At 64.3% G+C, this 13,638-nt stretch carries 16 protein-coding genes; 5 read left to right on the top strand and 11 right to left on the bottom strand.

The window, feature by feature from the left end; genetic code table 11:
- Positions 1-4: 4 nt before the first annotated feature.
- From GTH22_RS03805 to GTH22_RS03795, 3 genes are read right to left on the bottom strand one after another with little or no spacing between them, the layout of a single operon-like run.
- The gene (locus GTH22_RS03805) at positions 5-733 is read right to left on the bottom strand and encodes a Crp/Fnr family transcriptional regulator (RefSeq protein ID WP_252943308.1); all 729 of its coding nucleotides are present in this window, start codon (positions 731-733) and stop codon (positions 5-7) included.
- A gap of 3 nt (positions 734-736) precedes the next feature.
- On the bottom strand, positions 737-1,087 hold the full coding sequence (locus tag GTH22_RS03800; RefSeq protein ID WP_252943307.1) for a phage holin family protein: 351 nt from the start codon (positions 1,085-1,087) through the stop codon (positions 737-739).
- 1 nt (position 1,088) lies between these two features.
- The gene (locus tag GTH22_RS03795; protein WP_252943306.1) at positions 1,089-1,412 is read right to left on the bottom strand and encodes a YqjD family protein; all 324 of its coding nucleotides are present in this window, start codon (positions 1,410-1,412) and stop codon (positions 1,089-1,091) included.
- A 178-nt stretch (positions 1,413-1,590) separates the two neighbouring features.
- Here GTH22_RS03795 and GTH22_RS03790 point away from each other — a divergent pair, with 178 nt between their 5' ends.
- The 3 genes from GTH22_RS03790 (at position 1,591) to GTH22_RS03780 (ending at position 4,648) form a co-directional block, all read left to right on the top strand.
- Positions 1,591-1,761, top strand: a complete 171-nt coding sequence (locus GTH22_RS03790; RefSeq protein ID WP_222468961.1) for a DUF1328 domain-containing protein — start codon at positions 1,591-1,593, stop codon at positions 1,759-1,761.
- A 294-nt stretch (positions 1,762-2,055) separates the two neighbouring features.
- Positions 2,056-3,342 (top strand): PRC-barrel domain-containing protein, encoded by a 1,287-nt coding sequence (locus GTH22_RS03785; RefSeq protein WP_252943305.1) that lies wholly within the window; start codon positions 2,056-2,058, stop codon positions 3,340-3,342.
- 169 nt (positions 3,343-3,511) lie between these two features.
- A complete protein-coding gene (locus GTH22_RS03780) occupies positions 3,512-4,648 on the top strand; it encodes an AI-2E family transporter (protein WP_252943304.1) in 1,137 nt (378 codons plus the stop codon).
- A gap of 9 nt (positions 4,649-4,657) precedes the next feature.
- Here the strand turns inward: GTH22_RS03780 and GTH22_RS03775 are convergent, their stop codons facing one another.
- The 4 genes from GTH22_RS03775 to GTH22_RS03760 are packed head-to-tail and all read right to left on the bottom strand — an operon-like array spanning position 4,658 to position 8,944.
- Positions 4,658-6,289, bottom strand: coding sequence for a phosphatidylserine/phosphatidylglycerophosphate/cardiolipin synthase family protein (locus tag GTH22_RS03775; RefSeq protein WP_252943303.1), 1,632 nt, complete (start codon positions 6,287-6,289; stop codon positions 4,658-4,660).
- Between the two features lie 53 nt (positions 6,290-6,342).
- Positions 6,343-8,193, bottom strand: a complete 1,851-nt coding sequence (locus GTH22_RS22240) for a sensor histidine kinase (RefSeq protein WP_252943302.1) — start codon at positions 8,191-8,193, stop codon at positions 6,343-6,345.
- A gap of 11 nt (positions 8,194-8,204) precedes the next feature.
- Positions 8,205-8,783 carry an RNA polymerase sigma factor gene (locus GTH22_RS03765; RefSeq protein ID WP_252943301.1) on the bottom strand — a complete coding sequence of 193 codons (579 nt, stop codon included), beginning with the start codon at positions 8,781-8,783 and terminating at the stop codon, positions 8,205-8,207.
- Positions 8,780-8,944 carry a NepR family anti-sigma factor gene (locus GTH22_RS03760; RefSeq protein ID WP_252943300.1) on the bottom strand — a complete coding sequence of 55 codons (165 nt, stop codon included), beginning with the start codon at positions 8,942-8,944 and terminating at the stop codon, positions 8,780-8,782. The genes GTH22_RS03765 and GTH22_RS03760 overlap by 4 nt, the downstream gene beginning before the upstream one ends.
- A 160-nt stretch (positions 8,945-9,104) precedes the next feature.
- On the opposite strand from GTH22_RS03760, the gene GTH22_RS03755 reads away from it, so the two are divergent.
- A complete protein-coding gene (locus GTH22_RS03755) occupies positions 9,105-9,920 on the top strand; it encodes a response regulator (RefSeq protein WP_252943299.1) in 816 nt (271 codons plus the stop codon).
- Between the two features lie 39 nt (positions 9,921-9,959).
- On the opposite strand, the gene GTH22_RS03750 is transcribed toward GTH22_RS03755, so the two are convergent.
- The 3 genes from GTH22_RS03750 to GTH22_RS03740 form a co-directional block, all read right to left on the bottom strand.
- Positions 9,960-10,421 (bottom strand): PaaI family thioesterase, encoded by a 462-nt coding sequence (locus GTH22_RS03750; RefSeq protein ID WP_252943298.1) that lies wholly within the window; start codon positions 10,419-10,421, stop codon positions 9,960-9,962.
- A gap of 82 nt (positions 10,422-10,503) precedes the next feature.
- Positions 10,504-11,160 carry a YceI family protein gene (locus GTH22_RS03745; protein ID WP_252943297.1) on the bottom strand — a complete coding sequence of 219 codons (657 nt, stop codon included), beginning with the start codon at positions 11,158-11,160 and terminating at the stop codon, positions 10,504-10,506.
- Positions 11,157-11,525: a DUF1428 domain-containing protein gene (locus GTH22_RS03740; protein WP_252943296.1), complete on the bottom strand. Its 369-nt coding sequence runs from the start codon at positions 11,523-11,525 to the stop codon at positions 11,157-11,159. Before GTH22_RS03740 ends, GTH22_RS03745 begins: the two co-directional genes overlap by 4 nt.
- A 71-nt stretch (positions 11,526-11,596) precedes the next feature.
- On the opposite strand from GTH22_RS03740, the gene GTH22_RS03735 reads away from it, so the two are divergent.
- Positions 11,597-12,046, top strand: a complete 450-nt coding sequence (locus tag GTH22_RS03735) for a MarR family winged helix-turn-helix transcriptional regulator (protein ID WP_252943295.1) — start codon at positions 11,597-11,599, stop codon at positions 12,044-12,046.
- A 90-nt stretch (positions 12,047-12,136) separates the two neighbouring features.
- Here the strand turns inward: GTH22_RS03735 and glpK are convergent, their stop codons facing one another.
- On the bottom strand, positions 12,137-13,624 hold the full coding sequence (gene glpK, locus GTH22_RS03730) for a glycerol kinase GlpK (RefSeq protein WP_252943294.1): 1,488 nt from the start codon (positions 13,622-13,624) through the stop codon (positions 12,137-12,139).
- Positions 13,625-13,638 lie beyond the last annotated feature (14 nt).

Raw genomic sequence — 13,638 nt, 5'->3', positions numbered from 1 at the left:
TGCGTCACATCAACGGGCGCACACGCGGGCCTTCGTCATCGAGCTTGGCGATCTTGCGCAGTGTCGGAATGTCATGCAGCGTAAGCCGCCCGCCTCGCCACGTCGCCAATTGCCGTTCCCGCAGCTTGGCGAGGCTCTTGTTGGTGTGTACCAGCGACAGGCCGAGCGCATCCGCAAGATCCTGCTGGCGGTAGGGCATCATCATCTCGCCGTTTCGCGTCATTCCCAAGGCGTCACAGCGCTGGTGCATCTTCAGCAGCGCCCAGGCAATCGCCTCAACCGCGTTGCGTTGGCCGACACTCAGCAGGGCCTCGCCCATGAAGTGCTCCTCTTCGGCGGCAATCCAGGTCACGTCGAAGGCCCGCTCGGGGTGAGAGCGGAAGAACCCCCAAAGCGCGTTGCGATCAAAGACGCAGAGCGTCATCGCGGTGCTGGCCTCCACCGAGTGCCCCATCTCGCCCATCACGGCGGCCTGAAGGCCGAGGAAGTCGCCGGGAAAGACGAAATTCACCACCTGGCGCTCGCCGCTTTCCAGCAGCTTGTAGCGCAGGCCCATACCACGAAGTGCGGTGTAAAGCTGGGGGCTGTTGGAGCCTTCCATCAAGATCGGCGTGCCCGGCTCAACCGTCAGCTCACCGGCCTTGAACTCACTCATGAATTGCAATTCGCGGGCCGAAAGCTGTTTGAACAGGGATCTCTTGTGCAGCGGGCAATGCTCGCAATCGGTCGCCATCTGTCAGCTCCTCCGGCCTGTGTTCTGCCCCGCTTGCATTCCGAACAGGAAGGCCTGCGCCAACCCGAAGGGATCGGCCTTGGCAGGGCCGTGTGCCGGTTTGGCAGTATGGTGTGTGGCGGCATGGTGTGAGGCGGGCCGTACACGGGACAGCCCGAGCAGGATGAAGCCGAGCGCAAACCAGATCGCGCCCACAATCAGCGCCGCCGTCTGGGTGGACGTGGTTTCCACCAGAAAGATCCAGCCGGCGACTGTCAGAAAGGCCGCACCGACCAGAAAGCACAGCCCCGCGCCCAGCGAAAAGCCCGCCCGGCGCAGACCCTGCGCCAGGCTCAGTTTCAAAGCCTGCAACATGTTATTTCCGCGACGCGAAATGACCGACCAAAAAGCCCACGGCTGCCGCGATGCCCAGCGCCGTTGCCGGGCGTTCCACGACAAAGTCGTTGGCCTTGCCATAGGCGAACTCAGCGTTCTGCTTCATGTAGTCGGCGCCTTCCTGGGCCTTCGCTTTGGCGTCGGATGCCTTGGTGCGCGCGTAGGATTGGAACTCGGCACCCTTCGCGCGACCAAGGTCGGCGACAGCGCCGGTGAGCCCTGCGATATCGGCTTTCAGGGCTTCGATCTGGGCCGAGATTTCGTCGGACGGGCTGCTGGTGTCGGTCGTCTTGGCCTGTGCCATGTGACGTCTCCTTTTAAATTCCATTGTGTCATTCGACAATTCAACCGGCAGCCCTCTCAAAGGTTCCGGAGAAGTCGTGAAAATAATTCGCGGAACCGTCTCTGGGGATGGCGTGTTGTGAATGCAAGATCGGGAAACAAAGAATTCCCGACCACAGTGAACTGAAAGGAAATCAACCATGCTTGGATGGGCTCTTACCTTCCTCGTGATCGCCCTGATCGCCGCTCTGTTCGGCTTCGGTGGCATCGCAAGCGCCAGTGCCGGTATCGCGCAGGTGCTCTTCTTCGTGTTCCTCGTGCTCTTCGTGGTGGCCATGGTCGCCCGGGCAATGCGCGGACGCACGCCGTAACAGATGTGCACATCGCACGATCGAAGGGGCGCCTCAGTGGCGCCCCTTTTGCTGTTTGCACCGGTATCGCGCGTCACCCTATGAAGGATCGCCGAGGATTTTGTTTCCCGCAACGGCGGAAACATGCCGAATGGCACGGCGTTAAAGGGGCGCTCTAACGCGCAAATTGAAAAATTGTTCCACAACACTTCCGTTTATTTCGCCGGAACATTCCCCCAATTCCTCAGTTCTCTCCCCACAAGCGGCAAAGACACGAGCCGCAATTTCTGAAACCAGAAATCCGGAGAGACCAAAATGAAACGCATTCTTGCAACGACCGCTCTTACGGCGTCGCTGGCGATGCCTGTCTTCGCGCAGGACACCACGGCACCCGAGACAAACACGGCCCCCGAGAACGGTGGCTTCATCCAGACTGCAGACCCGCAGGACGTGATGGCCAGCGACTTCATCGGCAAGCGCGTCTACGCGATGTCGGAAGACGCCGCTGTCGCCGAAGAAGGTGTTGCCGAGGCAGACGCTGCCTGGGAAGACATCGGTGAAGTCAGCGACGTGATCCTCGCCCGCACGGGTGAAGTGGAAGGTGTGATCGTCGACGTAGGCGGCTTCCTCGGCATCGGCGAAAAGCCGGTTGCCCTCACCATGGACTCGCTGAACCTCGTGCCCGACAGCAACTCGCCCGGCACCTACTTCGTGACCATCTCCTCCAGCCGCGAAGCGCTGGACCAGGCCCCGGCCTTCGAAGCCACCCAACCTGCCGAGATGGAGCAGGCCGAAGCCGCTGACGGCACCGTCGCCACCCCGCTGGAAGAAACGCCCGGCGAAGAGGTCGACATGGCCGAAGGCGACGACGTGACCGCCGATCCCATGGCCGCCGATCCGAACTCCTCCGAGGAGATGACGGAGATGGCTGAAGCCGGCGACAATGCCGCCGACGAAGCCGAAGCGGAGATGAACGAAGAAGTTGCCGACGCAGAAGCCACCATGGAAGAGGCGGGTGATACCGCGTCCGAAGAAATGGCTGAAGCAGGCGACGCCATGGAAGAAGCCGGCGACGAAGCTCAGGAAGAAATGGCCGAAGCCGGTGAGACCGTCGAAGCCGCGGGCGATGAAGCCCAGGAAGAGATGGCTGAAGCTGGTGACACCGCCGATGAGTCGATGATCGCTGAAGAAGAAGTGGCCGAAGGTGACGCAGCCGAAGAGACTGTTGCTCCCGAAGCCGCAGAAACCGACATGGCCGAAGCTCCTGCCGACGACGCCGGCACCATGGAAGGCTTCACCCGTGACGGCTACTCGGAAGTGATGGTCACTGAACTGTCGTCCGAAGACCTGAGCGGCCTGCCGGTCTACGACTCCGAAGACAACCGCGTTGGCGAGATCTCCGAAGTCCTGATCTCCTCCGATGGCATGGTGACGGACGCCGTGATCGACGTTGGCGGTTTCCTCGGCATTGGCGAAAAGCCGGTTGCCATCAGCTTCGACGGCATCTCGCTGCAGAAGCAGGCTGAAGGCGACGACCTGCGTGCCTACGTCAACACCACCGAGGAGCAGCTGAAGAGCTTCCCCGAATATGAGGGTGGCTGACACCACCAAAAGCAGAAACGCTCCCTATGGGGGGCGTTTCTAGCGTGCTATATACTGCCCGGCACCGGCCAGACCGGTTGCCGGGCAGATTTCATCGTGAGCGGCCATTTCGACCCAGCCGGATCGCCAGTTATCCCTCGTTCCCTTGCCACCGAGGAGTCACCAGAACATGACAAGCTCCCGCTTCGTCACCATGCCGTTGGCGATCATCGCCGCCATTCTCACGGTCGCCGCGATGAAGGTCGCCGCGCCCCTGCTGGCGCCGATGGTGCTGGCGCTCATCACCGGGGTTATTCTGTCACCCGCCATCGCCTTTCTATTGCGCCTTGGCCTGCCGCGATCTGCCGCTGCAGGTGGGGTGCTGGCCTTCGTGCTCGTTGCTTTCACCGTTCTAGCCCTGCTGTTCGAGCCCGTCCTCTGGCGGGCACTGGAGCAGCTGCCGTTTGTCTGGCAGGAGTTGCAGGAGACCCTGCGCCAATTCCAGGATGCCCTGCGCGGCCTCAACCAGATGACGGAGGACGTGAAGGAGGCAATCAGCCCCGACGCGGTGCCCGGCATGGCCGGAGCCGACAACGGCGGCGAGAGCGCCGTCGCCCTGCCCTCGGCCATCGACGCCATCGCCCTCGCCCCGACGATCGCGGCACAGCTGATGATCTTTACCGGCGTCCTGTTCTTTTTCCTGTTCACGCGCGACAGCGTCTACACGTGGGGGGCGAAGGCCCTGGGCGGGCGTGCAGGCAGCGAGCGCGAGCGCTACAAGTCTTCGCTCATGGCCGCCGAGCATATGGTTTCGCGGTATTTCATCACCATCACCCTGATCAATGCGTGCCTTGGTGTGGCCGTGGCCGTGGCGATGACCCTGCTTGGCATGACCTCGCCCATCCTCTGGGGGGTGGCTGCCTTTGCCGTCAACTTCGTGCCCTACCTCGGCCCCGCGATCTTTGCGACGGTGCTGCTGCTGGGCGGGATCGTGTCGTTTGACGGGGTGATGGCGGTCATGCCGGTGGGGATCTACCTTTGCATGAACGTGACCGAGGGCCAGTTCGTTACGCCCTCGCTCGTCGGCAAGACGCTCAAGGTGAACCCACTGCTCATCTTCCTGTCGCTGGTGTTTTTCCTGTGGGTCTGGGGCCCGCTGGGCGGCTTTGTGGCCATTCCGGTGCTGCTCTGGCTGCTTCTGGTCGCCGATCTGATGAAGCCGGACGAAGCGCTGATGGCGGTGGCCAAGCAGCGTCAGGCCGAGGAGTTGGAACGCGAAGAGGAACACCAGCAAGCCCAAGCCGCCCGCGCCGCGGCGAGCGAATAGACGGCTGGCTCAGACCATCTCTTCGGGAATCCCCGGCACCGCCATTCCGAAACGGCGGCCGGGGCGCATGTCGTAGGGTAGCAGAAGGCCCGCCCGGTCCTCGGGCGGGCGGGCGGCGTCGTCCCTGGCGGCCCGCGCCCAGGCCTTAAAGGCGGTCTTCGGATCAACCATCTCGTCGCGCGCCGCGCCTTCGCAATCGGGATACCAATGCGAAACGACCTGAGCGCGCATGCCCGCCACGATGGCCGGCTCGGCCAGCTCCACACCGGCCTCGGTATCCCAATGCAGGCTGCGCCCGTTGAGGTTGGCGGAGGAGACGATGGCGCAGTCCTGATCGAAGATCGAGACCTTGGCGTGCACGTAGATCACCGGCGCGCCAAGCAAGACCGCGCGCCCGTGGGCACTGGCCTCTGCGGTGGAGCCGTCAGGCGCCCCCACGGCCTCTTCGCCCGCTTCCTCCTCGGCGCCCTTGGGCTGCCGACGTTGCGCCGGGGAGAGCACCATGAGCCGCTTGCCGAAGGCCTTCTTGACGATCCGCAGGCACCGGGCCTGCAGGAACTCACCGTAGCGGGCATCGCTGCCGCCGCTTGAAAAGGCTACCTCTTCCGGGGCGGAGGGCAACACGAGGATCAGGCATACCCCCGGCTCCAGCCGGGCGCGCTCGGCCAGGGCCTTGGCAAGGCGCCGGTCGCGGAAGTACTGGGTTTCGATGTAAATAAGGTGCCGCGCCTCTGCGGCCCGCGCCTTATGTGCCCGCAAAAGGCCGGTCGACAGGCTCTTTGGCGAAAAGCGCAGGGGCGCAAAGCGTGCCGGGGCCGAGAGTGTGGACAGAAACCGCCGGCTCCGCCCCTCGCTTGCCTCACCGCCCTGCCCGTCTTCAACCGGCTTCTGCCCGGCGGTCTGGGCGAGGAATGCGTTCAGATGGCGCTCGGCCACCTGCGCCAGCGCCGGGTCATGAAACAGCATCTGGGTATCGTGCCAGGTGTTTCGCGCGGGCTGGTCATGAAGCGGTCCGTCCCAGCGCCGCTCGTCCAGATCTAGCCCGCCAATATAGAGCGTTTCGCCGTCGATCACCGCCAGTTTCTGGTGATGCGTGACCGGCGTGAGCCGAAAGCGGTGGGCAAAGTCGGGCCGCACCCGGCCCTCGGGCGTATCGTCGACATGAAGGTTCGGCCTCAGGCGCGGCGCTTCGGACAGAAAGCGGCGGCGTTCGCCCGCCGGAAGCTCGTTGAGCATGCGCGCCGCCTTGCGGAGCCTGTGGGCGGCCACCGGCCAGAGCAGCGTGCCCGGAACCGAGCCGATCCGCGCGGGATGGCGGGCCGCGATCACCTCGAGATGGCCGGTTCCGGCCTCACCGGCGATTTCGCGCAGGCCGGCGCATTGCCGCATCGTGCGCCATGTGCCGCGATGCAGGTCGGGCGCGCCGAGCGGGTCGAAGTCCGCAATGACGAGGCGAATGTCGACCCCGCGCTGCAGGGCATCGGCCAGCAGGTCGGACCAGCTCTGACCCACCACCTGCGCCTCGGCGCTGTGCAGCCTGGTGCGCAGGTCGAAGATGCGGAAGCTCATGTTGATCCGCTCCCGCGCGGCGAGGATCGCCCGCTCGAAGGCCGGATAGGCCGCCGAGGCGGTAATGAGCATGCGCGGAGGATCAGCCGTTGAAGACGCCGGGGGCACGTTCTGGCCCGACGGGTTCATGCCGCGCCACCCTCCTCGGGGGAGAACGGCAGCGGGGTCGGTGGCACGGTGCGTTCGCCGGGCGCCACCTCTGCCTCGGGCGCACCTTGGGGCTGGTCTTCGATCGGGAAGGTCACGGACAGGTGGTACTGCCCATCGCGCTCTTCCACCTCAAGCTTGCCACCGAGCTGCGCGGCAAAGGCCCGGATGAGTTGGCTCCCCAGGCCGTTGCTGGAAGGTGGCGTGAAATCTCCGGTCAGCGGGCTTCCGGTGGAGTTTTCGACGGTGAGCCGGGCGCGGGAATGCAGGGCATCTTCCATCTCGTCATCGCTGTGTGGCACCGGCTCCAGTTCTTCGAGCCGGATGGTCAGCCAAGCGGTGCCGGGGCCCTCGGGATGCCCCATGTGCTTGGTTGCGTTCGTCACTGCCTCGGTCGTCAGCAGGGCGACGGGCACGGCTTGGTCGGGCGCAAGGGTCAGCCCCTCGATCTCGGTCTTCGGCCGCACGCCGGCCTCTTTCGGCAGGGCCGTTGAGAGGGTTTGCCGCAGGATCGCACCCAGCAGGGCATCGGCATGAACGATCGAGAGACGCGAGGTCTGATAGAGGCTCGAATGCACCGTGGCGAGGCCGAGCACCCGGTCGAGGATGCGGCGCAGGGTTGCGCGGGTGTCGTCGTCGCTGGCCTTGCGGATCTCCATGTTCATGATCGAGGCGATGAGCTGGAGGTTGTTCTTGACCCGGTGGTGCACTTCGCGCAGCAGCAGGTTCTTCTCGTGCAGCCCGTCTTCCAGCTCGGCCTCGTCGTGCAGGATGGTGTCGGCCATGCTGGCAAAGGTTTCGTTCATCTCGCGCAGCTCGGAGGGGGCCCGGTTGGAGATGTCGTCATTGGGCCTCATGCTGCGATGACCGGCCGCAAAGCGGATCATCCGCGCCCTCAGGCGGCGGATGTGGACCAGCACGAGGCGGTGCACGGCGATATAGGCAACCCCGAGGGAAATCAGCCACATCAGGATCGGAAAGACCGCCCCGCCATACCAGTTGATGCCGGTGGGGGACTCGTCCTGCCAGATGGCGATGGCGTGCACGAGGCCGGGGATGATCGGCACCAGCGTATAGACCCGCGCCTCGCCGCCGACGCTCTGGGACGAAAACGCCGTGACGCCGCCGCCCGCCAGGGAGCGCAGCGAGACATCGGCCGGGAGTTCGGCCGCCAGCTCGTCGCCCTCGATGTCCGACATCAGAACCTTGCCTTCGTCGGTGAAGGTGATCAGGTCGATGGGTTGAAGCTCTTCAGTGCCCTCCAGCGGCGTGTCGGCCTTGGCTTCCTGGCGCGACAGGTCCTCTTCGTCGATCGAGATCGAGACGAACCCGAGGTATATGCCGTCCTGGTAGACCGGATAGGCGAGCACCATGACCTCGGCCCCGGTAACGCGACCACGGGCCAGCAGGTCTGCCATGGGCACGCGATTGAGCGTCATCGTCTCAGAAAACTCGGAGCCGGTCAGGTCGATGGACCTGCCCTGCGAGTTGCAATTGCTCTGGTAGTTCTCGTCGACGAACATCGCGAGGGTGAAGACGACGCTCCGGTCGACAAGCTGGCGCATGAGGTCGACGCAGGCGGCAGGGTCGTTGCGCAGGCCGACGACGGAGGTGGCCAGCACGCGGGCGGAGGCAAAGCCGCCGTGCAGCAGATCGCGCATGTCCTCGGCATCGGCCACGGTGCGGCCGAACAGGGCCGAGCGGTTCAGCTCGGAGGCCTGGCGCGAGACATTGGCCGTTTGCATCAGGGCGATGATGCCGACAGGCAAGAGGGCCACCGACAGCATGACGGCGACCCTGAAGACCAGCGATTGGGTAAGAGACTTCACATGCCCCTCGCTCAACCGAGCGGGGTGATGCTGGCGGCAACAACCGCCATGGTGCTTTGATCTGTAAGCTCCAGCTTCTCGTCTTCCTTCAGATGCAGCATCTCGGCCAGGCGTGCCCGTGCCCGGTTGGCCCGGCTCTTCACGGTGCCCACGGCGCAGCCGACGGTTTCGGCGGCTTCATCGTAGGACATGCCGAGCGCGCCGACCAGCCAGAGCGTTTCGCGCTGTTCGTCCGGCAGCGTGGTAAAGGCCCTCTGGAAATCGGCAAGGGCAAGGCGACCGTCATGATCAGGCTTGGAGGCAAGGCTGCCGGCCATGACACCATCGACATCGGCGACCTCACGGCCCGATTTGCGGCGGGCGGAGTAGAAGGTGTTGCGCAGGATGGTGAAGAGCCAGGCGCGCAGGTTGGTGCCGGGTTTGAACTTGTCGAAGTTGCTCCAGGCTTTCACCACCGAATCCTGCACCAGATCGTCGGCCTGAGCGGAATTTCGGGCGAGGCTCATTGCAAAGGCCCGCATGGCAGGCAGATGCTCGACGATCTCCTCGCGGGGATCGACCTTGTTCTGTTCGTCTGAAGGGCTGTTCATTTTTTAGATCCGCCTTCACCGTCCTGAGCACGCAGGCGGTTCAGCAAATCCGTAAATCTGTCAGGCACGTCTTCTTCGACCTGCGCCTGGAACACCCGGCGCAAGTTTTCATCAATCTGCCGGCGCAGTCCGCCGTTTGTGTCTTTTTGCTGCTCTTTCATCTCTTCCGTCTTGCCTTTCCACTGCCCCGCGCTGCACCGTCGCACAGGGTATCCAAGGCCTAAACCCCCATGGCCGCGATAGGTTCCCAAAAAATTTGGAACCAAACGTTTTCCGGCGAGTTTGGTTCCGGAACGCCAATAAGAAAATGGGTAAGGCAATATGAACAGTGCACCTTCCGAAAGCTTTGCTGACGGTATCGCGCGAGAACTCCCCTATCTGCGACGCTACTCGCGTGCGCTGACAGGCAGTCAGAAATCGGGCGACGCTTATGCCGCCGCAACGCTGGAGGCGATGCTGGACGATCCGGACCTGGGCGACCGCTCCCGCAGCCCGCGGGTGGCGCTCTTTTCCGCCTTCCACGCAATCTGGACCAGCTCCGGCGCGCCGGTGGAAGCCTCCGAGGGCGACAGCTTTCTGGCCGCGCAAGCCCAACGCCACATGGCGCCGCTGACACCCGGCACCCGTGAGGCGCTGCTGCTCTATACCATCGAGCAGTTTTCCTATGCGCAGATCGGCGAGATCACCAACTGCACCGAAACGGAGGCCGAAGAGATGGTGGCCACCGCGCAGGAAGAGATGGCCAAGTCGATCAGCGGCAAGGTGATGGTGATCGAAGACGAAGCGATCATCGCCATGGATCTCGAAACCGTGGTCGGCCAGATGGGCCACCGCGTGACGGGTGTGGCCCGGACCCACAAGGGTGCGGTTCAGCTGGCTCAGCAGGAACGCCCCGACATGATCCTGGCCGACATTCAGCTGGCCGACAACAGCTCGGGCATCGAAGCGGTGAACGACATTCTGGGCGAGTTCGGCGAGATGCCGGTGATCTTCATCACCGCCTTCCCCGAGCGCCTGCTGACCGGCGAAAAGCCGGAGCCGGTGTTCCTGATCACCAAGCCCTATACCGAAGAGCAGGTGCGCCTTGCCGTCAGCCAGGCGATGTTCTTCGCCTCGACGGTGACGCTGGTCGCCTGATAGCCATCACGTTCCCTCGTGAACAGGCGGGACCGGCGCTCAGTCGGTCCCGCCTTTTTTCTGGAACAGGCGATAGATTGCCTTGCAGCGCGCGATCGGCGTGTCGCCATCCGATATAAGCGCTTGAGTAAACAGCATTTTTCCGGTCCGCTTGATCACGACCGGGGTCGCTTCGATCCAGGCGCCGGGGCGGCCCGGGCCGAGATAGTCGATATCCAGCGTGATCGTCGCCATCTTGCCCACCAGCGGCGAGGCACCGGGCCGGCCGCTGTAGGTTTCGTTGAACACGCGGGCGAGAATGTCGGCAAACGTGGCCGTAACCCCGCCGTGGCACACCCCGTTGACGTTGAGGTGCTTGTCTTCGATCCGAAAGCCCACGGTGCGCGAGCCATCGTCATTTTCGCGCACGAACCACGGCCCCATCGCCTGATCGACGGGCGAGAGCACCGCAAGAGCGTGAAAGCCGGAGGGCGGAGCGGGTGTTTGTGCACTGTCGATCATCGGCGTTACGCTGCCCCGCCCCCGGAGCGGCGTCAATACGGGGAGAATGCCCCAGAATTGCAAATGTCTCGTTAATGCCCAGTCAACCTTCCCACGGCGGGCCGGTGAACTCGGTGTCGATGGAAAAGATCACCTCGTCGGAGACGCCCATGGTGGTGCCGGGGGGCGGCAGGCCCACGTCGAACCCCACGGCGGAGCGGCTGAAGCTGCCCTCGGCGTGAAAACCGATCCTTGCGTTGGGGTCGTACTGATTGCCCTCCCAGCCGCCGAGCGCGGTGACAGTCATGGTGATTGGGGCCGATTTTCCGTTTATTGTCAGCGTTCCGGCCAGTTGCGCGTTGCGCGCCTCACCCAGGGTGATGGCGCTGCTCTGCAGCGTGATCTGCGGGTGATTTTCGGCGTCGAACCAGGGCGGGGCCATGAGCATGGCGCGAAAGCCCTCGGGCTCGGGGGTTGGAATGTCGAGCGAGGTGACGTCGATGCTGGCGGTCAGCTGGGCGGTGGCGGGGTTGGCGGGGTCCAGCTCCAGCGTGACGGTGAAGCTGTCGAAGCTGGCGCGGAAGGTGGAAATGCCGATGTGGTTCACCTCGAAAATCAGGCTCGAATGGGCCGGATCGAGGGTGTAGGTGCCAGCCTTCAGCGTGGCGAGATCGGTCTTGGTGAGGTCCATCGCCATGTCCTGCGCCGCGCCGGGGCCGGCCGCCAGAAAGGCCATGATTGCAAGCGTTTGGCGGATCATGCCACGGACCCCTCCCCCCAGGACACCAGCGGCTCGAAGCCGCCCCACATCATCCGCATTCCATCAAACGGCATCGCGGGCATCTCCTTGCCCTCCATGTCCTTCATCATCTGTTCGGCGGCCTTGTCGCAGGTGGCCTTGTCGGGCCAGACCACCCATGAAAACAGGCAAACCTCGCCCTCTTCCATCTTGGTGGCCATGGGGAAGCTGGTGACCTTGCCGTCGGGCACGTCGACTCCCCAGTTTTCCTGCAAGCCGATGCAGCCGTAGCCCTTGAACATCTCGAGCGCCTGCTCGGCCATTTCCTTGTATTTCGCCTTGTTTTCCTGCGGAACGGCGAGCAGGAAGCCCTGAATGTAAGCCATTGCATTCAACTCCATGATGACGCATTGCGGGCTCAGCTTGACATGGATTACAGTTGACATCAACATAAGGCATGATGGACCCGGACCTCCCCCTTGACGTGACCCATGAGGTCGGATGGGCCTGCCTCTGCCTGCGGGCGCAGCGGGCGGCGCGGCAGTTGGCGCGGGTATTTGATGAGGTTTTTCGGTCACTTAACCTGACCAACGGGCAGTTCAGCCTGTTGATGAGTCTCAACCGCCCTGCCCCGCCGCGCCTCACCGATCTGACCGGGCAGCTCGGAATGGACCGCACCACCCTCACCGCCGCGGTGAAGGTGCTGGAACGGCGTGGCCTGATGCGGCAGGAGCCGGACGAAAAAGACAAGCGAGCCAAGAGGTTGCTGCTCACCGACGAGGGCCGCGAGCTGCTGAAACAGGCGCTGCCGATCTGGCGCGAGACCCATGCGAAGATCGAGGCGGAGCTTGAGCGGATCACCGCTGCCCAGTTGCGCGACGGGCTGGACCAGTTGGCGGGGCGTTAACCACGAAAAACGGGAGTCACAACCCGTGCACAACCCGTACACATCCCGTGCATACATTTTTTGACATAGCGTACGCTGATAACGCCCCGTTCAGAACGAGAGGGTTGCCTTAACCGCGCGCCGCCAGCGGGCATACTTCTCTTCGCGCTCCGCCTCGGGCATCTGGGGCGCAAAGCTGCGATCGAGCGCCCAGGTTTCGGCAAAGCCGACCTGATCGGGATAGACCCCGGCCCGATGCCCGGCGAGCCATGCCGCGCCCATCGCCGTGGTCTCCAGCACCTTGGGGCGGTCGACCGGGGCACCGATGATGTCGGAGAGAAACTGCATGGCCCAATCCGACGCGCTCATGCCCCCGTCTACCCGCAACGCGGTGTCCTCCGCCCCGCTCCAGTCGGCGTGCATCGCCTCCAGCAGATCGCGGGTCTGGTAGCCCACGCTTTCCAGCGCGGCGCGGGCAAACTCCGCCGGGCCGGTCGCCCGCGTCAGGCCAAACACCGCGCCCCGGCAGTCAGCATCCCAATAGGGCGCGCCGAGGCCGGTGAAGGCGGGCACCATCACCACCCCCTGCCCCGTGTCGGCGGTTTCGGCCAGCGGCTGGGTCTCGCCCGCCTCGCGGATCAGCTTGAGGCCGTCGCGCAGCCATTGCACCACCGCCCCGGCCACGAAGATGGAGCCTTCGAGCGCATAGGTCGGCTTGCCGTCGAGCTGGTAGGCGATGGTGGTGAGCAGGCGGTTCTCGGATTTCACCGGATCGGCGCCGGTATTGAGCAGGGCAAAGCAGCCGGTTCCATAGGTGGATTTCATCATGCCGGGCTGGAAGCAGGCCTGCCCGACGGTGGCGGCCTGCTGGTCGCCCGCGACGCCGAGGATCGGGATCTCGTGGCCGCCGAAAAGGTCGGGGCGAGTGGTGCCGAAGTCTGCGGCGCAGTCCTTGACCTCGGGGAGCATCGACATGGGAATATCGAGGAGCTTGCACATCTCTTCGGACCATTCGCCACGGCGAATATCATACAGCATGGTGCGGGCGGCGTTGGTGGCGTCGGTGACATGGGCCTTGCCGCCCGTCAGGTGCCAGATGAGCCATGAATCGACGGTGCCGAAGGCCAGCTCGCCGGCCTCGGCCTTGGCGCGCGCGCCTTCGACATTGTCGAGGATCCAGCGCAGCTTGGTGCCGGAGAAATACGGGTCGAGCAGCAGGCCGGTGGCTTGCGTCACCGCGTCTTCGTGGCCCTTCTCCTTGAGATCACGGCAGAAATCGGCGGTGCGCCTGTCTTGCCAGACGATGGCGTTGTGGATGGCGCGGCCCGTGGCGCGCTCCCAGACCACGGTGGTTTCGCGCTGGTTGGTGATGCCGATGGCGGCGATGTCGGCGCTGCTCGCCCCGGCCTTCTCGATCGCGGCGCGGCAGGTGGCGGCGGTGGTGGACCAGAGGTCGGAGGCCTCGTGCTCGACCCAGCCGGAGGCCGGGAAATGCTGGGTGAACTCCTGCTGCGCGGTGGCGGCGGGGCGCAGGGCCTCGTCGAAGAGGATTGCGCGGGAGGAGGTGGTGCCCTGGTCGATGGCGAGAATGTAGGTCATGGGGGATCCTCCCT

Source organism: Oceanicola sp. 502str15 (genome assembly GCF_024105635.1).
Taxonomy (GTDB): domain Bacteria; phylum Pseudomonadota; class Alphaproteobacteria; order Rhodobacterales; family Rhodobacteraceae; genus Vannielia.
Note: the sequence above shows the minus strand (reverse complement) of the source record. Positions and strands in the feature narration are given on the sequence as shown.